The 23017-nt window shown below is 71.0% G+C and carries 20 protein-coding genes; 3 read left to right on the top strand and 17 right to left on the bottom strand.

Going from position 1 to position 23017, the window contains the following annotated elements; all coding sequences use genetic code 11:
- Nucleotides 1-231: 231 nt before the first annotated feature.
- Together hisS and ACZ4SF_RS17065 are read right to left on the bottom strand one after the other, a co-directional pair.
- Nucleotides 232-1494, bottom strand: a complete 1263-nt coding sequence (hisS, locus tag ACZ4SF_RS17070; RefSeq protein ID WP_468384485.1) for a histidine--tRNA ligase — start codon at nt 1492-1494, stop codon at nt 232-234.
- 13 nt (nt 1495-1507) lie between these two features.
- Nucleotides 1508-2215: an MBL fold metallo-hydrolase gene (locus ACZ4SF_RS17065; protein ID WP_468384482.1), complete on the bottom strand. Its 708-nt coding sequence runs from the start codon at nt 2213-2215 to the stop codon at nt 1508-1510.
- A 169-nt stretch (nt 2216-2384) separates the two neighbouring features.
- Here ACZ4SF_RS17065 and ACZ4SF_RS17060 point away from each other — a divergent pair, with 169 nt between their 5' ends.
- Together ACZ4SF_RS17060 and ACZ4SF_RS17055 are read left to right on the top strand one after the other, a co-directional pair.
- The gene (locus ACZ4SF_RS17060) at nt 2385-3215 is read left to right on the top strand and encodes a peptidylprolyl isomerase (RefSeq protein ID WP_468384479.1); all 831 of its coding nucleotides are present in this window, start codon (nt 2385-2387) and stop codon (nt 3213-3215) included.
- 153 nt (nt 3216-3368) lie between these two features.
- Nucleotides 3369-4598, top strand: coding sequence for a DUF349 domain-containing protein (locus tag ACZ4SF_RS17055; RefSeq protein ID WP_468384476.1), 1230 nt, complete (start codon nt 3369-3371; stop codon nt 4596-4598).
- Between the two features lie 84 nt (nt 4599-4682).
- Here ACZ4SF_RS17055 and ACZ4SF_RS17050 read toward each other — a convergent pair whose 3' ends face one another.
- The 15 genes from ACZ4SF_RS17050 to pgsA form a co-directional block, all read right to left on the bottom strand.
- Complete coding sequence (locus tag ACZ4SF_RS17050) at nt 4683-7250, bottom strand: RelA/SpoT family protein (RefSeq protein ID WP_468384474.1); 2568 nt, start codon at nt 7248-7250, stop codon at nt 4683-4685.
- A gap of 456 nt (nt 7251-7706) precedes the next feature.
- Nucleotides 7707-8246, bottom strand: coding sequence for an adenine phosphoribosyltransferase (locus ACZ4SF_RS17045; RefSeq protein WP_468384471.1), 540 nt, complete (start codon nt 8244-8246; stop codon nt 7707-7709).
- Nucleotides 8243-9349, bottom strand: a complete 1107-nt coding sequence (gene secF, locus ACZ4SF_RS17040) for a protein translocase subunit SecF (RefSeq protein WP_468384469.1) — start codon at nt 9347-9349, stop codon at nt 8243-8245. Before secF ends, ACZ4SF_RS17045 begins: the two co-directional genes overlap by 4 nt.
- A 3-nt stretch (nt 9350-9352) precedes the next feature.
- Nucleotides 9353-11134 carry a protein translocase subunit SecD gene (secD, locus tag ACZ4SF_RS17035; protein ID WP_468384466.1) on the bottom strand — a complete coding sequence of 594 codons (1782 nt, stop codon included), beginning with the start codon at nt 11132-11134 and terminating at the stop codon, nt 9353-9355.
- Between the two features lie 143 nt (nt 11135-11277).
- Nucleotides 11278-11754 carry a preprotein translocase subunit YajC gene (gene yajC, locus ACZ4SF_RS17030; protein WP_468384464.1) on the bottom strand — a complete coding sequence of 159 codons (477 nt, stop codon included), beginning with the start codon at nt 11752-11754 and terminating at the stop codon, nt 11278-11280.
- Nucleotides 11755-12032: 278 nt separating this feature from the next.
- Nucleotides 12033-13118, bottom strand: a complete 1086-nt coding sequence (gene ruvB / locus ACZ4SF_RS17025) for a Holliday junction branch migration DNA helicase RuvB (RefSeq protein WP_468384461.1) — start codon at nt 13116-13118, stop codon at nt 12033-12035.
- Nucleotides 13119-13219: 101 nt separating this feature from the next.
- On the bottom strand, nt 13220-13825 hold the full coding sequence (ruvA, locus tag ACZ4SF_RS17020; protein ID WP_468384459.1) for a Holliday junction branch migration protein RuvA: 606 nt from the start codon (nt 13823-13825) through the stop codon (nt 13220-13222).
- On the bottom strand, nt 13822-14361 hold the full coding sequence (ruvC, locus tag ACZ4SF_RS17015) for a crossover junction endodeoxyribonuclease RuvC (RefSeq protein WP_468384456.1): 540 nt from the start codon (nt 14359-14361) through the stop codon (nt 13822-13824). The genes ruvA and ruvC overlap by 4 nt, the downstream gene beginning before the upstream one ends.
- 110 nt (nt 14362-14471) lie before the next feature.
- The gene (locus tag ACZ4SF_RS17010; RefSeq protein WP_468384453.1) at nt 14472-15224 is read right to left on the bottom strand and encodes a YebC/PmpR family DNA-binding transcriptional regulator; all 753 of its coding nucleotides are present in this window, start codon (nt 15222-15224) and stop codon (nt 14472-14474) included.
- A 48-nt stretch (nt 15225-15272) separates the two neighbouring features.
- Nucleotides 15273-15878 (bottom strand): pyridoxal 5'-phosphate synthase glutaminase subunit PdxT, encoded by a 606-nt coding sequence (pdxT, locus tag ACZ4SF_RS17005; protein ID WP_468384450.1) that lies wholly within the window; start codon nt 15876-15878, stop codon nt 15273-15275.
- A 45-nt stretch (nt 15879-15923) separates the two neighbouring features.
- Nucleotides 15924-16829, bottom strand: a complete 906-nt coding sequence (gene pdxS, locus ACZ4SF_RS17000) for a pyridoxal 5'-phosphate synthase lyase subunit PdxS (protein ID WP_468384447.1) — start codon at nt 16827-16829, stop codon at nt 15924-15926.
- 115 nt (nt 16830-16944) lie between these two features.
- A complete protein-coding gene (locus ACZ4SF_RS16995; RefSeq protein ID WP_468384444.1) occupies nt 16945-17487 on the bottom strand; it encodes a LemA family protein in 543 nt (180 codons plus the stop codon).
- Between the two features lie 97 nt (nt 17488-17584).
- Nucleotides 17585-18748 (bottom strand): glycosyltransferase family 4 protein, encoded by a 1164-nt coding sequence (locus ACZ4SF_RS16990; protein ID WP_468384441.1) that lies wholly within the window; start codon nt 18746-18748, stop codon nt 17585-17587.
- Complete coding sequence (locus ACZ4SF_RS16985) at nt 18745-19653, bottom strand: phosphatidylinositol mannoside acyltransferase (protein ID WP_468384438.1); 909 nt, start codon at nt 19651-19653, stop codon at nt 18745-18747. Before ACZ4SF_RS16985 ends, ACZ4SF_RS16990 begins: the two co-directional genes overlap by 4 nt.
- Nucleotides 19650-20381 carry a phosphatidylinositol phosphate synthase gene (pgsA, locus tag ACZ4SF_RS16980; protein ID WP_468384864.1) on the bottom strand — a complete coding sequence of 244 codons (732 nt, stop codon included), beginning with the start codon at nt 20379-20381 and terminating at the stop codon, nt 19650-19652. Before pgsA ends, ACZ4SF_RS16985 begins: the two co-directional genes overlap by 4 nt.
- 252 nt (nt 20382-20633) lie before the next feature.
- Here pgsA and ACZ4SF_RS16975 point away from each other — a divergent pair, with 252 nt between their 5' ends.
- A complete protein-coding gene (locus ACZ4SF_RS16975) occupies nt 20634-22835 on the top strand; it encodes an elongation factor G-like protein EF-G2 (RefSeq protein WP_468384435.1) in 2202 nt (733 codons plus the stop codon).
- Nucleotides 22836-23017 lie beyond the last annotated feature (182 nt).

The following is a 23017-nucleotide window of genomic DNA, read 5'->3' as shown; positions in this document are numbered from 1 at the left end:
CGCCGGCAGGACGAATCGGCGCGCACGGAGTTGACGGTCCGCGAGACGGCGGTCATCGGCCGGCGGCGCGGGTGCGATGCGGGTCGGCCGGGTGGCAGCGGGTGCGGCGCGGGTCGGCCGGGCGGCAGCGGGTGCGGTGCGGGTCGGCCGGGCGGCATGGAGGCCGGTGGGGGTCGGCCGGGCGGTGAGGAGGGCGCCGGGTCCCCCGGCGCCCTCCTCGTGGTTGTGCAATCAGCCGAGCCGCGCCTCGAGTTCCGCCACGATCTCGTTCACGCCGATCGCCGTCTGCTCGCCGGACTCCATGTCCTTGAGCTGGACGACGCCCTCGGCGAGGTCGCGCTCACCGGCGACGACCGTGTAGCGGGCGCCGGAACGGTTGGCGTTCTTCATGGCGCCCTTCAGGCCCTTGGCGCCGTAGGAGAAGTCCGCCGCGATGCCCACCTTGCGCAGCTCGGTGACCTTCGCGAACAGCACGCGCCGGGCCTCCTCGCCGAGGGGGACCGCGAAGACGCTGGTGGACGACGGGATGTCCAGTTCCACGCCCTCCGCCTCCAGCGCGAGGACCGTGCGGTCGACGCCGAGCGCCCAGCCGACGGACGGCAGGGCGGGGCCGCCGATCATCTCGGACAGGCCGTCGTAGCGGCCGCCGCCGCCCACCGCGGACTGCGAGCCCAGGCCGTCGTGCACGAACTCGAAGGTGGTGCGGGTGTAGTAGTCCAGGCCGCGCACCAGCTTCGGGTCGTCCTCGTAGGAGACACCCGCCGCGGTGATCAGTTCGCGCACCTCCTCGTGGTACGCCTTGCAGGCGTCGCACAGGTAGTCACGCAGGAGGGGTACACCGGTGAGCTGCCGCTGCACCGACTCACGCTTGTCGTCGAGGACGCGCAGCGGGTTGATGTCGATGCGCCGGCGGGTGTCCTCGTCCAGGTCCAGGCCGCGCAGGAAGTCCTGCAGCGCGGCCCGGTACACCGGCCGGCACTCCTTGTCGCCCAGGCTGTTCAGCAGGATGCGGAAGTTGCTGAGGCCCAGCGAGCGGTAGGCCTGGTCGGCCAGGATGATCAGCTCGGCGTCCAGCGCCGGGTCCTCCGCGCCGATCGCCTCGGCGCCGACCTGCGAGAAGTGCCGGTAGCGGCCCTTCTGCGGGCGCTCGTAGCGGTACTGCGAGCCCGAGTACCAGACCTTGACCGGCAGGTTGCCCGCCTTGTGCAGGTTCGCCTCCAGGACGGCTCGCAGTACGGGAGCCGTGGTCTCCGGGCGCAGGGCGAGCCTGTCGCCGCCCTTGGTCTCGAAGACGTACATCTCCTTCGTCACGATGTCGGTCGACTCACCGACACCGCGCGCGAAGAGCTCCACGTTCTCGAAGCCGGGCGTCTCGATGTAGCCGTAGCCGGAGTTGCGCAGGGGCGCGGCGATCGCCTCGCGCACCGCGAGGAACTTCGCGGAGTCGGGCGGAAGCAGGTCGTACGTGCCCTTGGGGGCCTTGAAGGTGCTCACGGAAGCTCTCTCGTCACATTCCTCGTCGGGGAACCTCGAAGGCTCCCTGGCCGGCGGCCACCTGCCGCAGATAGGGGTTGGTGGCGCGCTCCTGGCCGATGGTCGTCTGGGGGCCGTGGCCGGACAGCACCACGGTGGAGTCGTCGAGCGGCAGGCACACGCGGGCCAGCGACTCGAGCATGTCCTCCATGGATCCGCCCGGCAGGTCGGTGCGTCCGATGGAGCCGGCGAACAGCAGATCCCCGGAGAAGAACACCGACGGGATCTCGGCGGTCTCGGGCATCCGGAAGGTCACCGACCCCCTGGTATGGCCCGGCGCGTGCGCGACGGAGAACTCCAGGCCCGCCAGTTCGAGGGTGGTGCCGTTCGTCAGCTCCTTGACGTCGTCCGGCTCCCCCACGGTCAGCTCGCCCAGCAGCGGCATGCCGATGGACCGGCCGATGCCCTTCGCGGGGTCGCTCATCATGTACCGGTCCTCGGGGTGGATCCAGGCCGGCACGTCGTGCGCCCCGCAGACGGGGACGACCGAGGCCACGTGGTCGATGTGGCCGTGGGTGAGGACGACGGCGACGGGCTTGAGCCGATGCTTCTTCAGTGCTTCCTCGACGCCTTCGGCGGCCTGATGGCCCGGGTCGATGATCACGCACTCCTCACCGGCGGCGGGGGCGACGAGATAACAGTTCGTCCCCCAGGCCCCGGCGGGGAACCCGGCAATGAGCACGATCGTCCTTCGTTGTGTCGGTTGCAAGCGGCTTCAGCAGCAGTCAGAGCCTACCGGCGCTGCCGTTTCCTCAGCGAACCCATATACGGTACGGGGCTACACGCAGCGGTCGGATCACGAGGACGCACGCGTACCGCCCGACACACGACACGCATGAGGAGAAAACCCGGTGGTCAGCCAGGAGCAGCGGCGGCGTCAGCTCGCCCGGGAGAAGTTCTTGCGGCAGCAGCAGCGGCGCACCCAGGCGCGGCGCAAAGCCCGTCTGCGCAACTCCGTGATCGCGTCGGTCCTGGGCGTGGTCGTGATCGGCAGTGTCGCGCTGTACACGACCGGGGTCCTGAAGGACGACGACAAGAAGGCGAACGCGAGCGCCGAGACGACGCCCAGCGCCAAGCCGACCAGCAAGGCTCCGGACCCGTGCGGCAAGCCGGCGGCGGGCTCGGTGAAGAAGCTGAGCTGGAAGAAGGAGCCGGCGATGACGATCGACACGTCGGCGAAGTACACGATGAAGCTCGCCACGACGTGCGGTGACATCGGCATCGCCCTGAAGGCCGCCGAGGCCCCGCACACGGTGAACTCGTTCGCCTTCCTCACGGACAAGGGCTACCTCGACCACACCAAGTGCCACCGGCTCACCCCGGAGGGCATCTTCGTGCTGCAGTGCGGCGACCCGCAGGGCACCGGCATGGGCGGCCCGGGCTACACGCTCCCGGACGAGAACCTGAAGGACAAGAGCCTCAAGGGCAACACGTACCCGGCGGGCACGGTGGCGATGGCCAACACCGGGCAGAAGCACACGGGCGGCAGCCAGTTCTTCCTGGTGTACAAGGACAGCCCCCTGCCGCCCCAGTACGCCCCGTTCGGCACGATCGACGCGGCGGGCATGAAGGTGCTGAAGAAGATCGCCGACGCCGGCGCCCAGCCGGCCGACCCGACCTCGGGCAACACCGCTCCCAACGCGACCGTCGTGATCGACAAGGCGACCGTCACCAAGTCCTGACGGCGCCGGAAACCCAAGAACGGCCGACTGCGGAATTCGGTGGCGCTGGATGCGGACAGGCAACCCGCTGGTCGCCTATGTTGGCCGTGACGAAACTGTGGACGATGCCCGGGGGCCCTCAGGCCCCCGCAGGCATCATGTGGAGGAGGCGCTGTGAGCAGCGACCCGTGGGGCCGCGTCGACGAGACGGGGACCGTGTACGTGCGTACGGCCGACGGTGAGCAGGTCGTCGGTTCCTGGGCGGCCGGCTCCCCCGAGGAGGCGCTTGCCTACTTCGAGCGCAAGTACGAGGGCCTGGTTGTCGAGATCGGCCTCCTCGAGAAGCGAGTTCAGACCACCGACCTCTCGGCGAAGGACGCCCAGACCGCGATCGACCACCTGCGCGAGCAGGTGGACGCGCACCACGCGGTCGGTGACCTGGACGCGCTGCGGGGGCGGCTGGACAAGCTCGTGGAGACCGTCGAGGCGCGCCGCGAGGAGCGCAAGGCGCAGCGGGCCAAGCAGTCCGACGAGGCCCGCAAGGCCAAGGAGGACCTGGTCACCGAGGCGGAGCAGCTGGCACAGTCCGACCAGTGGCGGGCCGCCGGTGAGCGGCTGCGGGCGCTGGTGGACACCTGGAAGGGCCTGCCTCGTCTGGACCGCAAGTCCGACGACGAGCTGTGGCACCGGTTCTCGCACGCCCGGTCGGCGTTCTCCAAGCGCCGCAAGGCGCACTTCGCGCAGCTGGACGCGCAGCGCGAGGAGGCCCGCCGGATCAAGGAGCGGCTGGTCGCCGAGGCCGAGGCGCTGTCGGGTTCGACGGACTGGGGTCCGACGGCGGCTCGCTACCGCGAGCTGATGTCGGAGTGGAAGGCCGCGGGCCGGGCCCAGCGGGAGCACGAGGACGACCTGTGGAACCGCTTCCGCGGCGCCCAGGACGTGTTCTTCGCCGCCCGCAGCTCGGTCTTCGCCGAGCGGGACGCCGAGCAGTCGGAGAACCTGAAGCTGAAGGAGGAGCTGGCCGAGGAGGCCGAGAAGCTCCTGCCGATCGGTGACCTGAAGACCGCGCGGGCCGCCTTCCGCTCGATCAACGAGCGCTGGGAGGCCATCGGCCACGTCCCGCGGGACGCCCGGCCGAAGGTCGAGGGCCGGATGCACACCGTCGAGCGGGCCCTTCAGGAGGCCGAGGAGGCCGAGTGGCGCCGGACGAACCCGGAGGCACGCGCGCGTGCCGAGGGTCTGACCGGTCAGCTGCAGGCCGCCGTGGACAAGCTGAAGGGCCAGATCGAGCAGGCGCGCGCTCAGGGCAACAACGCCAGGGCCGACAAGCTGGAGCGTGAACTGGAGGGCCGTCAGGCGCTCCTGGAGCAGGCGCTGAAGGGCCTGCAGGAGTTCGGGGGCTGAAATCCCCTCACCCGCATGTGAAAGGGCCCCGTACGCGCGTACGGGGCCCTTTCGCATGCCGTTCCCGGTCCGGGGGCCGCCCGGCTACGAGCGGCTGCGTCCCGAGGTCACGCGGTACACGTCGTACACGCCCTCGACGCCGCGGACCGCCTTCAGGACGTGGCCGAGGTGCTTCGGGTCGCCCATCTCGAAGGTGAAGCGAGAGGTGGCCACCCGGTCGCGGGAGGTCTGGACGGCCGCGGAGAGGATGTTGACGTGCTGGTCGGACAGGACACGGGTGACGTCCGACAGCAGGCGGGAGCGGTCCAGGGCCTCGACCTGGATGGCGACCAGGAACACGGAGGACTGGGTCGGCGCCCACTCGACGTCGAGGATGCGCTCCGGCTCGCGGGACAGCGAATCGACGTTGACGCAGTCGCTGCGGTGAACCGATACGCCGCTGCCGCGGGTGACGAAGCCGATGATCGGGTCGCCCGGAACCGGCGTACAGCAGCGGGCCAGTTTGACCCACACGTCGTCGACGCCCTTGACCACGACGCCCGGGTCGGCGCTGGAGCGCCGCTTGCGGCCGCGGCTGCGGGTCGGCGGGACCGCCTCGTCGATCTCCTCGGTGGCGGCCTCCTCGCCGCCGAGGGCCTGGACGAGCTTCTGCACGATGTTCTGCGCGGAGACATGGCCCTCGCCGATCGCCGCGTACAGCGCGGAGATGTCCGAGTAGCGCATCTCGTGCGCGAGCGTGACGAGGGAGTCGCCCGTGAGGATGCGCTGGATCGGCAGGTTCTGCTTGCGCATCGCGCGGACGATGGAGTCCTTGCCCTGCTCGATCGCCTCGTCGCGGCGCTCCTTGGAGAACCAGGCCCGGATCTTGTTGCGCGCACGCGGCGACTTGACGAAGCCGAGCCAGTCGCGGGACGGGCCGGCGCCCGGCGCCTTGGAGGTGAAGACCTCCACCAAGTCGCCGTTGTCGAGGGTGGATTCGAGCGGTACGAGCCTGCCGTTGACCCGCGCGCCTATGGTGCGGTGACCGACCTCGGTGTGGACCGCGTACGCGAAGTCCACCGGGGTCGCGCCGGCCGGGAGCGCGATGACGTCGCCCTTGGGCGTGAAGACGAAGACCTCGTTGCGGGACAGGTCGAAGCGCAGCGACTCCAGGAACTCGCCGGGGTCCTCGGTCTCCTTCTGCCAGTCCAGCAGCTGCCGCAGCCACGCCATGTCGTTGATGGCGTCCTTGTCCTTGCCGGACGCCTTCGGCACGTCGGTGCGGACCTTGGAGGCGCCGGCGACGGCCTCCTGCTTGTACTTCCAGTGCGCGGCGATGCCGTACTCGGCGCGGCGGTGCATGTCGAAGGTGCGGATCTGCAGCTCGACCGGCTTGCCGTTGGGCCCGATGACCGTCGTGTGCAGCGACTGGTACATGTTGAACTTGGGCATCGCGATGTAGTCCTTGAACCGGCCGGGGACCGGGTTCCATCGCGCGTGCACCGTGCCGAGGGCGGCGTAGCAGTCGCGGACCGTGTCGACGAGGACGCGGATGCCCACCAGGTCGTAGATCTCGGCGAAGTCGCGGCCCCGCACGATCATCTTCTGGTAGACGCTGTAGTAGTGCTTCGGGCGGCCGGTGACGGTCGCCTTGATGCGGGCGGCACGCAGGTCGGACTGGACCTCGTCGGTCACTATGGCCAGGTACTCGTCACGCTTCGGTGCCCGCTCGGCCACCAGCCGTACGATCTCGTCGTACATCTTGGGGTAGAGGATCGCGAACGCGAGGTCCTCAAGCTCCCACTTGATGGTGTTCATGCCGAGGCGGTGGGCGAGCGGCGCGTAGATCTCCAGCGTCTCGCGCGCCTTCTTCTCCTGCTTCTCGCGCTTGAGGTACCGCATGGTGCGCATGTTGTGCAGGCGGTCGGCGAGCTTGATGACCAGGACGCGCGGGTCCTTGGCCATGGCGACGACCATCTTGCGCACGGTCTCGGCCTGTGCGGCCTCGCCGAACTTGACCTTGTCCAGTTTGGTGACGCCGTCGACGAGCAGGGCGACGGTGTCGCCGAAGTCGCGGCGCAGTTGGTCGAGGCCGTACTCGGTGTCCTCGACGGTGTCGTGCAGCAGGCCCGCCATCAGCGTGGCCGGGTCCATGCCCAGCTCGGCGAGGATGGTGGTGACGGCGAGCGGATGCGTGATGTACGGGTCGCCGCTCTTGCGCTTCTGGCCGCGGTGCCAGCGCTCGGCGACCTGGTAGGCGCGCTCGATCTGGCGCAGCGTGGAGTTCTCGATCTTGGGGTCGTTGCTGCGCACTATGCGGAGCAACGGTTCCAGGACCGGGTTGTACGGGTTCGCGCGCTGGACGCCGAGGCGGGCGAGACGCGCGCGGACGCGGTTGGAGGAGCCGGTGCGGCCCGGCTGCACAGCGGGCGGGCGCACCACGGGCGGCTGCACGGGGCGCTCGGGAGATGAGGGTCCCCCCGCGCGAGCGGAGTCGAGCGTGGGCTTGGGACGCGAGGCCTCGGCGCTCTTCTCGACGGGCGCGGACTGGGCGTGCTCGACCGTCCCGCGGGTGTCGTTCTTCACCTGGGAAGTGTTCGGCGCGGGCTTTGCCGCGGCTGCCGAGGCGGGCTCGGGCTTGGCGGCGGTCAGGTGCTGGGCCTCGTCTGGCAAGAGGACTCCTCGTGCGCGATCCGGGTCCCCCGGTCAGGCTCCGGAGACCCCATGGTAGCGATCCTGCGCCTCGACATCGCCTGCAGGCGGCTGTGAGGACCGTCTACCCGTGAAACGCGCGGGGTTCCCGCAGGATTCCGGCAGATGACCGCGGGGCGTCCTGAGGGTGTCGCCGCACAGGGCTCCGGGCGGGTACGACGGGCCCGGTTACCCCGGTACGACGCGGGCCCGGGTACCCGGGTGCGACGGACACAGCCGCCCGTGCGTTACTGGCCCGGCCTGGTGCGACGGACACAGCCACCCCGTTGCGACGGTCCAGGCCACGCAGGCGCGACGGACACAGCCACCCCGTTGCGACGGTCCAGGCCACGCAGGGGCGACGGACACAGCCACCCCGTTACGGCGAACGGCCGCCCCGGTCGTGTGCCGGGGCGGCCGTCGCCGTGCGGGTCCGGGTCAGACCTGGAGGAGCGCCTCCAGCGGGGCCCCGGCGAGCGCCGGTTCCAGGCGGGCGCGGCCGCCCAGGAAGCCAAGCTCCATGAGGACCGCGAGGCCGCAGACCTCGGCGCCCGCGCGCTGGATGAGGTGGATCGCGGCCTCGGCGGTGCCGCCGGTGGCCAGGACGTCGTCCACGATCAGGACGCGGTCGCCCGAGGCCAGGTCCTCGGCGTGGACCTCGATCTCGGCCGAGCCGTACTCCAGCTCGTACGCCTGCCGCAGGGTGGCTCCGGGCAGCTTGCCCGCCTTGCGGACCGGGATGAACCCCAGCCCCGCGCGGACGGCGACCGGGGCGCCGAGGATGAAGCCCCGGGCCTCCAGGCCCACGATCTTGGTCGCACCGGTGCCGGCGGCGATCTCGGCGAGGGCGTCGGTGAGCGCGGTGAAGGCCGCCGGGTCGGCCAGGAGCGGGGTGATGTCCTTGAACATCACCCCGGGCTCCGGGTAGTCGGCGACGTCACGGATGCGGCTGCGCAGCAGCTCCTGGATGCCGGTCATCGGCGCTTGCCCGGCGTCCGGCCACGGCCCCGGTTCCGGGACGCGGGCTGGTTGCGCGGCCCCACCACGGCGGGGGCGGCGTCCTGGCTCTCGTCACCGGCGCCGCGGTCCTCCGCGAGGTCCTCGCCGGCGCCGGCCTGGGCACGCTTGGCCATGACCCGCTTCTTGAGGGCCTTCATCGCCGGCTCGCGTTCCTTGAGGTCGGCGACGAGCGGGGTGGCGATGAAGATCGACGAGTAGGCACCGGCCGCGAGACCGACGAACAGCGACAGCGAGATGTCGTTCAGCGTGCCCGCACCGAGGAAGCCGCCGCCGATGAAGAGCAGACCGGCGACCGGGAGCAGGGCGACGACCGTGGTGTTGATGGAACGGACCAGAGTGCCGTTGATCGACCGGTTGGCGATGTCGCTGTAGGTGAACCGGGTCTGCTTGGTGATGTCCTTCGTCTGCTCCTTGAGGCTGTCGAAGACGACGACCGTGTCGTAGAGCGAGTAACCGAGGATGGTCAGCAGACCGATGACCGTGCCGGGCGTGACCTCGAAGCCGACCAGGGCGTAGATGCCGGTCGTGATCGTGATGTCGTGGATCAGCGCGACCAGCGCCGCGATGGCCATGCGCCACTCGAAGGCGATCGCCAGGTAGATCACGACGAGGACCATGAAGATCGCCAGGCCTTGCCAGGCCTTGGTGGCGATCTGCTCGCCCCAGCTCGGGCCGACCAGGTCGGCGGCGAGCTTCTCGGGGTCGAGGTTCAGGTCCTTGGCCAGCTCCTGCTTGATCTTGTCGGACTGCCCGGTGTCGATGCCCGCGATCTGGATGCGCAGGCTGCCGTTGCCGAGCTTCTGCACGACCGACTGGTGACCCGAGGCGTCGTTGGCGTACTTCTCGGCCTGGGCCACCGAGGTGCTCATGTTGGTCGGCGTGTTGAACACCGCGCCGCCCTGGAACTCGATGCCCATGTTCAGGCCGCGCACCGCCAGGCCGACGATGGCCGTGATGGTGATCAGGATCGAGACGCCGTACCAGATCTTGCGCTTGCCGACGAAGTCGTACGAGATCTCGCCGCGGTGCAGCCGGGCGCCGAGGTTACCGAGTTTCGACATCGCTCAGGCCTCCTTCGGGTCGACGGGGCCGGCGGCGGGACCGGCGGGACGGCGGGTACGGCGCAGCGGAGGCTTGGCGCCCAGGCCCTTCGGGTCGAGACCGGACCACTTGTGGCCGTTCGCGAAGAACGGGCGGCGCGCGAGAAGCGTCATCAGCGGCTTGGTGAAGAAGAAGACGACGACCACGTCGAGCAGGGTGGTCAGACCGAGCGTGAACGCGAAGCCCTGGACCTTGCCGACGGTGACGATGAACAGCACCGCGGCGGCGAGGAACGACACGAAGTCGGAGACCAGGATGGTGCGCCGGGCGCGAGGCCAGGCCCGCTCCACGGCGGGGCGCAGGGAGCGGCCCTCGCGGATCTCGTCCCTTATGCGTTCGAAGTACACGATGAACGAGTCCGCCGTGATACCGATCGCGACGATGGCACCGCAGACGGCCGGCAGGTTCAGCGCGAAGTTGATGGCCGGGCCGAGCAGCGACATGATCACGTAGGTGAGGATCGCGGAGACCAGCAGGGAGGCCATGGCCACGACCGACAGGCCGCGGTAGTAGACCACCAGGTAGATCACGACCAGGGCGAGGCCGATGGCGCCGGCGAGCAGACCGGCGCGCAGCTGCTCACCGCCGAGCGCGGCGGTGACGGTGGTGACGGACTGCTCCTGGAAGGAGAGCGGCAGAGCACCGTACGACAGCATGTTGGCGAGGTTCTGCGCCTCCTCCTGCTGGAAGCTGCCGGAGATCTGCGCCTGGCCGCCGGTGATGGCACCCTGCACGAACGGGCTGGAGACCACGTCGCCGTCGAGGACGATGGCGAACTCGTTCTGCGGGCGCTGGTTCTTGGCCAGCTCGCCGGTGATGTCCGCGAACTTCTTGGTGCCGCTGCCCGTGAAGGTCATCTGCACCTGCCAGCCGGCGGCGCCCTGAGTGTCGAAGATCGCCTGGGCCTTCTTCACCTCGGTGCCGTCCACGGCGACCGGGCCGAGCAGGTACTTGTACCAGGCACCGTCGTTCTGGCCGCAGGCCACGGTGGGCTCACCGGGCTTGGCGTCCTTGCCGGCCCGGGCGCGGTCGGCGGGCTTGGTGCAGTTCAGGGCCGCGTACTGGGCCTGCAGCTTGGAGTCGGTGGCCGACCCGCTGGAGGAGGCCGACGGGGTGGGCGACGGCTTGGAGCTGCCGGAGGCGGAGCCGCTGGGCGAGGGGGTGGCGTCGGCCTTGAGCGCGTCGCTGACGGACCGGCCCTGGGAGGTCGCCGTGGCCGTCGGGGACGCGGTGCCGGACGCCGACTGCGGGGACGAGGCGCTCGACAAGGGGCTCGTGCCCGGGGCCGGCGAGGAGCTGCCACTGGAGGAAGCGCTGGGCGAGGGGCTCTTCCCGGCCGGGACGCTGGGCTCGCTGGCCAGGACCGGCCGGAAGTACAGCTTCGCGGTGGTGCCGACCTGCTGCTGGGCCTCCTTGGAGTTGGTGCCCTTGGGGATGTTGACGATGATGTTGTCGTTTCCCTGGGTCTGCACCTCCGCCTCGGAGACACCCAGGCCATTGACACGGCGGTTCATGATGTCGACCGCGGTGTCCATGTTGGCCTTGTTGATCGCGGACCCCTGGTCGGCCTTCGCCTTGAGCGTGATGCTCGTGCCACCGGCGAGGTCGATGCCGAGACGCGGAGTCTTGTGCCCGGAGAGGAACATCCCCCCGGTGAGCGCCACGATGGCGATCAGGATGAGGGCCAGCGAGCGCCCTGGCTTGCTCTGGGCGCTCGCGCTTCGGCCCCTCTTAGGTGCTGCCACCTTCTCGTACTCCCTCTCGGGCCGCCCCGCGCCCGGTCGGCGCGGTCGGCCATGACATGGTGTCGGGCTCCCCTGCGAAACAGACGCGCCCGGGGTGCGCGGGGCGGGCTCGTGGCGCCGCCGCCGCGCGTCCCGGGGCGTGACTACTTCGTGTCGGAGTCGCCGTCGGACTTCTTCGGCTCGTCCTGCGCCTTGTCCTCGGCGGCGTCCTTCTTACCGAGGTCGATCTTCTCGTCGGAGGCGGCGGCAGCGGCGGCGGTTCCGTCGGTCTCGTCGGTCTCGGTGAGGGAGGAAGCGTCGTCCGGGACGACGTCGGCGTCGGACTTCAGGTCGTGCTCGATGCCGTGGACGATGCGGTTGTACTCGTCGTCGGTGAGGACGGCGCCGATGGCGTTCTTGGCGAAGAGCAGCTCGACGCCCGGTCCGGCGTCGAGGAGGACGGTGTCCTCGTTGACCTCCTTGACCGTGGCGTACATGCCCCCGATCGTGCGGACGCCGGAACCGGGCTGCAGCTGGTTCCGCATGTCGGCGGCCTGCTGCTGCTTCTTCTTGGCCGAGCGCGTCATCAGGAACATGGCCGCGATGAGCACGATGAACGGGAGAAGGGTCAAGGTATTCACGGGACGGAATTTCCTTCGCGCGACCGCGGCGGAGAGCGGCCTATGTGATGGGGGTGTGGTCGGCGCCGCCCGCAAAGGCGGCATCGGCGGAGTCTAAGCGAGTCCGCGTGCATGGAACAACGCTCAGCATGGCACCTGAGTTCCTGGTCCGGCCAATGCCCTCGCCGTCACAAAGGCATCACGTCGTCACGGGACGAAGCGCGGCTCGCCGCCCGTCGCCGCAGGATGGCGCCGCCTTGCCGGTCCTGCGCCGTCGGCCTCCGGAACAGGTCGTGCCGTCACGTCCCGAACAGGTCCTGTTGTCCGTTTCCCACAGCCCCTCCGGGGGCCGAGTGGGGCGGGACGAGGCCGAGGTGCGCCCAGGCGGCGGGGGTGGCGACGCGGCCGCGCGGGGTGCGGGCGAGCAGACCCTCCCGGACCAGGAAGGGTTCGGCGACCTCCTCCACCGTCTCGCGCTCCTCCCCCACCGCGACCGCGAGGGTGGACAGGCCGACCGGGCCGCCGCCGAACAGCTTCAGCAGGGCCTCCAGGACGGCACGGTCGAGCCGGTCGAGACCGCGCTCGTCGACCTCGTACACGGCGAGGGCCGCGGCGGCGATCTCGCGCGTGATCAGTCCGTCGGCCTTGACCTGCGCATAGTCGCGGACGCGGCGCAGCAGGCGGTTGGCGATGCGGGGCGTGCCGCGGGAGCGGCCTGCGATCTCGGCGGCGCCGTCCGGCTCGATCCCGACGTCCAGGAGGCTTGCCGAGCGGTGCACGACGCGCTCCAGTTCGTGCGGCTCGTAGAACTCCATGTGCGCGGTGAAGCCGAAGCGGTCGCGCAGCGGGGGCGGCAGGAGGCCCGCGCGGGTGGTGGCGCCGACCAGGGTGAACGGGGGCAGTTCCAGCGGGATCGCGGTGGCGCCGGGGCCCTTGCCGACGATGACGTCGACACGGAAGTCCTCCATCGCCATGTAGAGCATCTCCTCGGCGGGCCGGGACATGCGGTGGATCTCGTCCAGGAAGAGCACCTCGCCCTCCTGCAGGGAGGAGAGGATGGCGGCGAGGTCGCCGGCGTGCTGGATGGCGGGGCCGGAGGTGATGCGGATGGGGGCGCCCATCTCGGCCGCGATGATCATCGACAGGGTGGTCTTGCCGAGGCCGGGCGCGCCGGACAGCAGGACGTGGTCGGCGGTGGCGCCCCGCGCGCGTGCGGCGCGCAGGACCAGGTCGAGCTGCTCGCGGACCCTCTCCTGACCGATGAACTCGCCGAGGTCCTTGGGACGCAGGGCGGCCTCGACGGCCTGGTCCTCCCGGTCGGCCGCAGGGCCGACCAGCCGCTCCGCGGATGCGGTGGAGGTGTCGGTCGGGTCGTCCCAGTTCACTGCCATTCTCCTCGCGGTGGAACGCCGGTCGCGTCGGTCGGCCGGGGGTCCGGGGGTGGGTCGCACGGCACGGCGCGTGCGTGCCTTGCGGCGGTCTCGGGTCAGCGGGCTCGGTTCAGGGTCTGCAGGGCGGCTCTCAGCAGCCTGCCCACCTGGGGGGTGCCGTCGGCGGCCTCGGCCTCGGGCGCCACGGCGGCGACCGCCTCGTCGGCCTCCCGGGTGGCGTAGCCGAGGCCGATCAGGGCCGCGTGCAGCTGGTCGCGCCAGCCCTGGGTGACCGGGGCGCCGACGGCGGGGGCGCCGACGGGCTCGCCGAGCCGGTCCTTCAGCTCCAGCAGCAGCTTCTGCGCACCCTTCTTGCCGATGCCGGGGACGGCCGTGAGGGCCTTCTCGTCACCGGTGGCGACCGCGCGGCGCAGCGCGTCCGGGGTGTGCACGGCGAGCATGGCCTGGGCCAGGCGCGGGCCGACCCCGCTCGCGGTCTGCAGCAGCTCGAAGACCTGGCGCTCGTCGTCGTCGGCGAAGCCGTACAGGGTCAGCGAGTCCTCGCGGACGACGAGGGAGGTGCGCAGCTTGGCCGGCTGGCCGATGCGCAGCGTCGACAGCGTGTTCGGCGTGCACTGGACGGCCATGCCGACACCGCCGACCTCGACGACCGCTGCGTCGGGGGCGAGTGCGGCGACCGTGCCGCTGACGAAGGCGATCATGCCGTACGGCCTTTCGTTGCGTGGGCGGTGTGCTGGGCGACGGCCTGCTGGAGCCGGTTCTGGGCGGGGGCACGCCAGATGTGGCAGATGGCGAGCGCGAGGGCGTCGGCGGCGTCGGCCGGCCTGGGCGGCGCGGCGAGCCGGAGCAGCCGGGTGACCATGGCCCCGACCTGGGCCTTGTCGGCGCGGCCGCTGCCGGTGACGGCGGCCTTGACCTCGCTCGGGGTGTGCAGGGCGACGGGGATGCCACGCCGGGCGGCGCACAGCATGGCCACGGCGCTGGCCTGGGCGGTGCCCATGACCGTGCGCACGTTGTGCTGGCTGAAGACGCGCTCGACGGCGACGAACTCGGGCCGGTGCTCGTCCAGCCACTGCTCGATTCCCTGCTCGACGGCGAGCAGCCGGTGGCTGAGGTCGACGTCCGCGGGCGTCCGTACGACCCCGACGCCGAGCATGGTGAGCGGCCGGCCCGCGACCCCTTCCACGACACCGACGCCACACCGGGTCAGCCCTGGGTCCACCCCCAGTACACGCACGCGCGCCCCCTCCGTTCGACCGCCTGTTTGTGCAGGCTATCGGGTGCCACTGACAAAGCGACGGGCCGACGGGTGTGTGTCCCGTCGGCCCGTTCGGCAAGCCGCGTGCGTTACGCGTCCACCTTCTCCATGATCTCGTCGCTCACGTCGAAGTTGGCGAAGACGTTCTGCACGTCGTCGCTGTCCTCGAGCGCGTCGATGAGCTTGAAGATCTTCCTGGCGCCCTCCTCGTCCAGCTCGACCTGGACGGACGGCACGAAGCTGGAGTCGGCGGAGTCGTAGTCGATGCCGGCCTCCTGCAGGGCGGTACGGACCGCGACCAGGTCGGTGGCCTCGCTGATCACCTCGAAGGTCTCGCCGAGGTCGTTGACCTCCTCGGCGCCCGCGTCCAGGACGGCACCGAGGACGTCGTCCTCGGCCAGCTCGCCCTTGGGGACGATGACGACGCCCTTGCGGCTGAACATGTACGACACCGAGCCCGGGTCCGCCATGTTGCCGCCGTTGCGGGTCATGGCGACGCGGACGTCGGAGGCGGCGCGGTTGCGGTTGTCGGTGAGGCACTCGATGAGCACCGCGACACCGTTCGGCCCGTAGCCCTCGTACATGATCGTCTCGTAGTCGGCGCCGCCGGCCTCGAGACCGCCACCACGCTTGATGGCGGAGTCGATGTTCTTGTTGGGCACCGACTGCTTCTTGGCCTTCTGGACGGCGTCGTAGAGCGTCGGGTTGCCGTCGAGGTCCACGCCGCCCATCCGCGCCGCGACCTCGATGTTCTTGATCAGCTTCGCGAAGAGCTTGCCGCGCTTGGCATCGATCACGGCCTTCTTGTGCTTCGTCGTGGCCCATTTAGAGTGGCCGGACATCTGCCTGTCTCCTTCGCGTAACCCATCTATGAACGAACGCCAGAGATCCTACAAGGACTCGGCGGTCCCGATGGTGCGCACCATGTCGACGAACAAGGCGTGCACGCGGTGGTCGCCGGTCAGTTCCGGGTGGAACGACGTGGCGAGCGCGTTGCCCTGGCGGACGGCGACGATGTGCCCGTCGTGCTCGGCGAGCACCTCGGTCCCGGCGCCCACGGACTCCACCCAGGGGGCGCGGATGAAGACGCCCTCCACAGGATCGCCCGGGATGCCCTTCACGTCGAGCGCGGCCTCGAACGACTCGTTCTGCCGCCCGAAGGCGTTACGGCGCACGATCATGTCGATGCCGCCGACGGTCTCCTGGCCCGAGCGCGGGTCGAGGATCTTGTCGGCGAGCATGATCATGCCCGCGCAGGTGCCGTAGACGGGCATGCCGGCCCGCACGCGCGCGCGGAGGGGCTCCATCACGCCGAACAGGATGGCCAGCTTGGAGATGGTGGTGGACTCGCCGCCGGGCAGGACGAGGCCGTCGACCTCGGCGAGTTCCTCGGGGCGCCGCACCGGCCTGGCCACGGCGTCGGCCGCGGCCAGGGCGATGAGGTGCTCCCGTACGTCGCCCTGGAGGGCCAGGACGCCTATGACAGGAGTGTTCATGGGGTTCCAGTACCTGAAGGTCCGTGAAGGTCCGTCCCGGTGCGCCTACCAGCCGCGGTTCGCGTAGCGCTCGGCCTCGGGAAGGGTGTCGCAGTTGATGCCGACCATGGCCTCGCCGAGGTTGCGGGAGGCGTCCGCGATGATCTTCGGGTCGTCGTAGAAGGTGGTGGCCTTCACGATGGCGGCGGCGCGCTTGGCCGGGTCGCCGGACTTGAAGATGCCGGAGCCGACGAACACGCCCTCGGCGCCGAGCTGCCGCATCAGGGCCGCGTCGGCCGGGGTGGCGACGCCACCGGCGGAGAACAGCACCACCGGGAGCTTGCCCAGCTCGGCGACTTCCTTGACCAGCTCGTACGGGGCGCGCAGCTCCTTGGCGGCGGCGTACAGCTCGTGGTTGTCGAAGCCGCGCAGACGGGCGATCTCGTTCTTGATCTGGCGCAGGTGGCGGACGGCCTCGACCACGTTGCCGGTGCCGGCCTCGCCCTTGGAGCGGATCATCGCGGCGCCCTCGGCGATGCGGCGCAGGGCCTCACCCAGGTTGGTGGCACCGCAGACGAACGGGGTGGTGAAGGACCACTTGTCGGAGTGGTTGACCTCGTCGGCCGGGGTGAGGACCTCGGACTCGTCGATGTAGTCGACGCCGAGGGACTGCAGGACCTGGGCCTCGACGAAGTGACCGATGCGGGACTTGGCCATCACCGGGATCGAGACGGCGTCGATGATGCCCTCGATCATGTCCGGGTCGGACATGCGGGCCACGCCGCCGTCCTTGCGGATGTCGGCCGGCACCCGCTCCAGGGCCATGACCGCGACGGCGCCCGCGTCCTCGGCGATCTTCGCCTGCTCCGGCGTGACGACGTCCATGATCACGCCGCCCTTGAGCTGCTCGGCCATACCGCGCTTCACGCGGGCGGTGCCGGTCTCGGGAGCCTGGTTCTCGATGGTGGACACGGGTGACCTCACTGAAGTGAAAATGGGTTTCTGCTCCGATGAGGAAACGGGAGTGGACCAGGCCACAGCAAGGGCCAATGGCAAGCCGGTGGATCCTTTTGGTCCACGCGGGGTTTCAGGAGACCCGCTCCACCAGGGCCGCGGGCGGCTCGTCGTCCATCTCGACGGCCAGCGGGAACGGGGCGTGGCCGGCCAGCCGGAACCAGCGGACCTTGCGGTGCTCACGGAGCCTGCGGGCGGCCCCCACGGCGTCGTTGTGGAAGCGGCGGGCCATCGGCACCCGCCGTACGGCCTCGGCCAGCTCACGGGCCGCTTCCTCGCCGCCCGGGGCCTCCCGGACGGCCTCCACCTGTGCCGGATCCCCGAAGACGGCCCGCAGCGCCTGGCTCAGCTCGCTCTCGGCGACCTCCCGGTGCTCCTCCTCGGCCTGCCGGGCCGCGTGGGCGGCCTCGTACAGCACGATCGAGGCGGCCGGGTCCAGCACGCCCGAGGTCGCGAGTTCCTGCGCCACGGACGCCCGCCGCAGCAGCTGGGCGTCGAGCGCGGCCCGGGCGGCGTCCATGCGCACGTGCAGCCGGTCCAGCCGCCCGGCCGTCCAGCTCAGGTACACGCCGATGGCGAGGAGTGCGACAAGGATCCAGATCAGGGTTGCGGTCACGGCCGAAGGCTATCGGCTGGCAGGACACGCCCCAGCGGCCGGCGTCGAGCCGACCCCACCGGCCCCGGACCAGCCCAGCCCCGCCGGCCCCGACCGGTCAGTCCCGGGCCAGTCCGAACCGCGCCCGCAGCCCCGTCGTGCGCTCGTCGGCGCCTACCGCCGCCGCGCCCGCCGTCACCGTCTCGTAGACGGACAGGATGTCCGCGCCGACCGTCGACCAGTCGAACCGCCGCACATGGGCGCTGCCGCGCTTGCGCAGCTCCTCCCGGCGCGCGGGGTCCTCCAGCAGCCGCAGGGCCGCCTCGGCCAGCGCGTCGGCGTCCTCGTTGGCAAAGACCTCGCCGGCCTCGCCCTGGTCGAGTACCTGCACGAAGGCGTCCAGGTCGGAGGCGAGGACGGGGGCGCCCGCGGACATCGCCTCGACCAGGATGATGCCGAAGCTCTCGCCGCCGGTGTTGGGCGCGACGTACAGGTCGACGCTGCGCAGGAACCGCGCCTTCTCCTCGTCGCTGACCATGCCGAGGAACTCCACGCGCGAGCGCAGTTCCTCCGGCAGTTCCTCGACGGCCGCCTCCTCGTCGCCCCGGCCGGCGACCAGCAGCCGGGTCTCCGGGCGGGCGGCCAGGATCTTCGGCAGGGCCCTCATCAGCACCGGCAGGCCCTTGCGGGGCTCGTCGATCCGGCCGATGAAGCCGAGGGTGTCGCCCTGCCACTCGGGCTTGGGCTCGGCCCTCGCGAAGAAGTCCACGTCGACGCCGTTGGGGATGACCACCGCATCCCCGCCCAGGTGTTCGACCAGAGTGCGGCGGGCGTACTCGCTGACCGCGATCCGCGCGCTGATCTTCTCCAGCGCGGCCTGCAGGATCGCGTACGCGGCGATCATGGCGCGCGAGCGCGGGTTGGAGGTGTGGAAGGTCGCGACGATGGGTCCCTGGGCCGCCCAGCAGGTCAGCAGGCCGAGCGAGGGCGAGGTCGGCTCGTGGATGTGGACCACGTCGAAGGCGCCGTCGTGCAGCCAGCGCCGCACCCGCGCGGCCGACAGGAACCCGAAGTTCAGCCGGGCCACCGAGCCGTTGTACGGCACCGGGACCGCGCGGCCGGCCGAGACGACGTACGGCGGCAGCGGGGTGTCGTCGTCGGCCGGGGCGAGGACGGACACCTCGTGGCCGAGCCGGATGAAGTACTCGGCGAGGTCGCGGATGTGGAACTGGACGCCACCGGGCACGTCCCAGGAGTACGGGCAGACGATCCCGATTCTCACGAGGGTCCCTTCGCGGGGTCGAGGTCGGCGAGCCACAGCCGCTGGAGCATGTGCCAGTCCTCCGGATGTTCGGCGATCCCGGTGGCGAAGGCGTCGGCCAGCGCCTGTGTCATGACGGACGTCTTCTCGGCCCTCGTACCCGACTCGGGCACCTCGACCGGCGGGTGCACCCGGCCCTGCATGACGGGCGAGTCGTCGTACCAGAGGGTGACGGGCAGCAGCAGCGCGCCCGTCTGCTGGGCGAGCAGGGCCGGTCCGGCCGGCATGCGGGCCGTCTCGCCGAAGAAGTCGACCTCGACGCCGGAGGCGGACAGGTCACGGTCGGCGACCAGGCAGACCAGGCCGCCGTCGCGCAGCCTGCGGGCCAGGGTGCCGAAGGCGGTGCCGCCGCTGTGCGGCAGGACCTCCATGCCGAGGCCCTCACGGTAGGCGACGAACCGGTCGTAGAGCGTCTCGGGCTTCAGGCGCTCGGCGACCGTCGTGAACGGCGTCTCCAGCGCGGTGGTGACCCAGGCACCGGCCAGGTCCCAGTTGGCCAGGTGCGGCAGGGCGAGGACCACGCCCTGCCCGGAGGCGAGTCCGTCGGTCAGATGGTGGATGTCCTTGCAGTCGAAGCCCGTCTTCACACGCTCGGCGCTCCAGGCCGGCAGCCGGAAGGACTCCATCCAGTAGCGCAGGTACGACCGCATGCCCGCGCGGGACAGCTCGGCCAGGCGCTCCGGGGTGGCGCCGGGCACCACGCGCGCGTAGTTGGACTCCAGGCGCCGGACACCCTTGCCGCGCTGTTTCCAGGCGAGGTCGGCGATGGTCCGCCCGAGACGGACCGCGACGGGCTCCGGGAGCCTCTTGACGGTGCTCCAGCCGAGGCCGTACAGCGCGTCGGTCAACCGTTCCGCCGTGCTCACTTCGCCGCCTCGCTCCCCCGGGACGCGTTCTCGCGGGTGGCGGCCTCCTCGGCCTCCGCGGACTCCCGGCGGACGGTGACGACCCGCTGGATCAGCGTGACGAGGCTGCCGACGGCGACGATCCACAGGGCGATCGGCAGCAGCCACTGGATGCCCGGCACACCGAACGTGTGCAGGCCCGCGAAACCGGCCGCGACCAGCGAGACCACCAGCCGCTCGGCGCGCTCGACGAGCCCGTTGACGGCCACCGGAAGGCCGATCGACTCGCCGCGCGCCTTGGTGTACGACACGACCTGCCCGCTGGCCAGGCAGAAGATCGAGACGGCGCACAGGACGTCGTCGTGGCCGTTGCCCGCGTACCAGAGCGCGAAACCGCCGAAGATCGCACCGTCGGCGACCCGGTCCAGGGTTGAGTCCAGGAAGGCGCCCCAGCGGCTGGAGCGGCCCAGCTGGCGGGCCATGTTGCCGTCGACCAGGTCGGAGAAGACGAACAGGGTGATCACGACCGTGCCCCAGAAGAACTCGCCCCGGGGGTAGAAGACCAGCGCGCCCGCCACCACACCGGCCGTGCCGATGAGCGTCACCGTGTCGGGGCTGACGCCCCGGCGGATGAGAAACGCGGCGAACGGTGTGAGGACACGCGTGAAAAATGCACGCGCGTACTTGTTCAGCATGGCCTTCCCGACGGTCGGTGTCGCCGCGGCCCTGGTGGCCTCCGGCTGGCCCATCGTAGCCACGCGCACGCGTGCGTGACGGGCGGGCACCCGCAGCCCGTCGCGCGAGCCGGTGCGCGCTGCCGCGCGCGGCGCGGAGGTGACGCGATCGGTACGGGTCCGCACCCTTCGTGGTCCTTCGTATGGACGCGGCGTGACGGGAGTGGAAAGCTCGAATAACCGCGGGCGTCGCCGGAGCCGCCGCAGCACGCGGGTTCCGCGCGTCCCGCGCCCACAGTGACCTCACCGTGCACGGGAGGCAGGATCATGGGCGACAAGGCACAGTCTCACCACCCCGGGGCCGCCGGCAGGGCTCTGGCGGCCGACCAACCCGCGTCCGTACGGAATGTGGTGCTGGTCGGCCACTCCGGCTCGGGCAAGACGACTCTGGTGGAGGCCCTCGCACTGGCCGCGGGGGCGGTGAACCGGGCGGGACGCGTCGAGGACGGCGGCACCGTCTCGGACTACGACGACATCGAGCACCGCCAGCAGCGCTCGGTGCAGCTCTCCCTGGTGCCGGTCGAATGGGACGGCATCAAGATCAACTTGCTGGACACCCCCGGATACGCCGACTTCGTCGGTGAGTTGCGGGCCGGTCTGCGCGCCGCGGACGCGGCCCTCTTCGTGGTCTCGGCGTCGGACGGCGTGGACGGCTCGACGCGGATGGTGTGGGAGGAGTGCGCGGCGGTCGGCATGCCCCGCGCGATCGTGATCACGCACCTGGAGTCCGCGCGCGCGGACTTCGAGGAGATGACCCGGATCTGCGCGGAGGCCTTCGGCGGTGACGACCCCGACGCCGTCCTGCCGCTGTATCTGCCGCTGCGCGGTCCCGAGGGCCCCGACGGGCACGCACCGGTGACCGGTCTGATCGGGCTGCTGTCGCAGAAGCTGTTCGAATACGCGTCCGGGGAACGCAAGGAGTCCGAGCCCGGCGAGGACCAGCTGCCGGACATCGAGGAGGCCCGCAACCGGCTCATCGAGGGGATCATCGCCGAGAGCGAGGACGAGACCCTCATGGACCGCTACCTGGGCGGCGAGCAGGTCGACATCAAGACCCTCGTCCAGGACCTGGAGCGGGCCGTCGCCCGCGGCAGCTTCCATCCCGTCCTGGCCGCCGCCCCCGCGGCCGAGGGCGCCAAGCAGGGCCTCGGCACGGTGGAGCTGCTGGAACTGATCACCGGCGGCTTCCCGACCCCGTTCGAGCACCCGCTGCCCGGGGTGACCACCGTCGACGGCAAGAGGCGCGAGCTGAAGCCGTGCGACACGGACGGACCGCTGGTCGCCGAGGTCGTCAAGACGTCCTCGGACCCCTACGTCGGCCGGATCTCCCTGGTCCGCGTCTTCTCCGGCACCCTGCGCCCCGACCGGACGGTGCACGTCTCCGGGCACGGCCTGACCGATCGCGGCCATGAGGACCACGACGTCGACGAGAAGATCGGCGCGCTGTCCATGCCCTTCGGCCGGCAGCAGCGCCCGGTGACCCACGCCGTCGCCGGCGACCTGGTGTGCGTGGCCAAGCTGGGCCGCGCCGAGACCGGGGACACGCTCTCCGCCAAGGAGGACCCGCTCCTGATGGAGCCCTGGCAGATGCCCGACCCGCTGCTTCCGCTCGCCATCCACGCGCACAGCAAGGCCGACGAGGACAAGCTCTCCCAGGGGCTTTCCCGGCTGGTCGCCGAGGACCCGACGATGCGCCTGGAACAGAACCAGGACACCCACCAGGTGGTCCTGTGGTGCCTGGGCGAGGCCCATGCCGACGTCGCCCTGGAACGGCTGCGCAGCCGCTACGGGGTCCAGGTCGACGTCGTCCCGCACAAGGTCTCCCTGCGGGAGACGTTCGCGCACAAGGCGGCCGGGCGCGGCCGGCACGTGAAGCAGTCCGGCGGACACGGCCAGTACGCCATCTGCGCGATCGAGGTGGAGCCGCTGCCGGGCGGCTCGGGCATCGAGTTCGTGGACAAGGTGGTCGGCGGAGCGGTGCCCCGCCAGTTCATCCCGTCCGTCGAGAAGGGCGTCCGGGCCCAGGCGGCCAAGGGTGTCGCGGCCGGCTATCCGCTGGTGGACGTGCGGATCACGCTGCTGGACGGCAAGGCCCACTCGGTGGACTCCTCCGATGCCGCCTTCCAGACGGCGGGCGCGCTCGCCCTGCGCGAGGCCGCGGCGGACGCGAAGATCCATCTCCTGGAGCCGGTCGCCGAGGTCAGCGTGCTGGTCGGCGACGACTACGTGGGCGCAGTGATGAGCGACCTCTCCGGCCGCCGCGGCCGGCTGCTCGGCACCGAACAGGTCGGCTCCGGGCGGACCCTGATCCGCGCCGAGGTGCCCGAGTTCGAGATCGGCCGGTACGCCGTCGACCTGCGCTCGCTCTCGCACGGCACGGCCCGCTTCGACCGGAACTACGCCCGGCACGAGCCGATGCCGCCGCAGATCGCCGAACGCATCCGCGAACAGGGGGGCGACGAAGGGTAGTCGGAGCACGCCCGGCTCCGCGCGCGGGCGGGCGGCTTCGGCCGTCCGCCCGCGGGCTGTCGGTGCCGGCGGATACGCTGATCACCTGATCACGTCGTGCCGCAACCGTCCGGCTCTCGTCGGGTATCGCGGCGACGGCCGCTTCAACAGGTGTGCGGAGCAGGGAAGTCGGGAAGGCCGCA

Source organism: Streptomyces sp. NPDC027663 (assembly GCF_055566415.1).
The sequence above is the reverse complement of the archived record's forward strand: the minus strand, read 5'-3'. Positions and strand labels throughout refer to the sequence as shown.

What these genes read in the sequence shown, in the direction of transcription:
- ACZ4SF_RS17045 (WP_468384471.1), bottom strand. Translation starts at nt 8,246, where the DNA reads ATGACCGGCATCCAGGAGCTGCTGCGCAGCCGCATCCGTGACGTCGCC.
- secF (WP_468384469.1), bottom strand. Translation starts at nt 9,349, where the DNA reads ATGTCGAAACTCGGTAACCTCGGCGCCCGGCTGCACCGCGGCGAGATC.
- ruvA (WP_468384459.1), bottom strand. Translation starts at nt 13,825, where the DNA reads ATGATCGCCTTCGTCAGCGGCACGGTCGCCGCACTCGCCCCCGACGCA.
- ACZ4SF_RS17010 (WP_468384453.1), bottom strand. Translation starts at nt 15,224, where the DNA reads ATGTCCGGCCACTCTAAATGGGCCACGACGAAGCACAAGAAGGCCGTG.
- pdxT (WP_468384450.1), bottom strand. Translation starts at nt 15,878, where the DNA reads ATGAACACTCCTGTCATAGGCGTCCTGGCCCTCCAGGGCGACGTACGG.
- pgsA (WP_468384864.1), bottom strand. Translation starts at nt 20,381, where the DNA reads ATGGGCCAGCCGGAGGCCACCAGGGCCGCGGCGACACCGACCGTCGGG.
- ACZ4SF_RS16975 (WP_468384435.1), top strand. Translation starts at nt 20,634, where the DNA reads ATGGGCGACAAGGCACAGTCTCACCACCCCGGGGCCGCCGGCAGGGCT.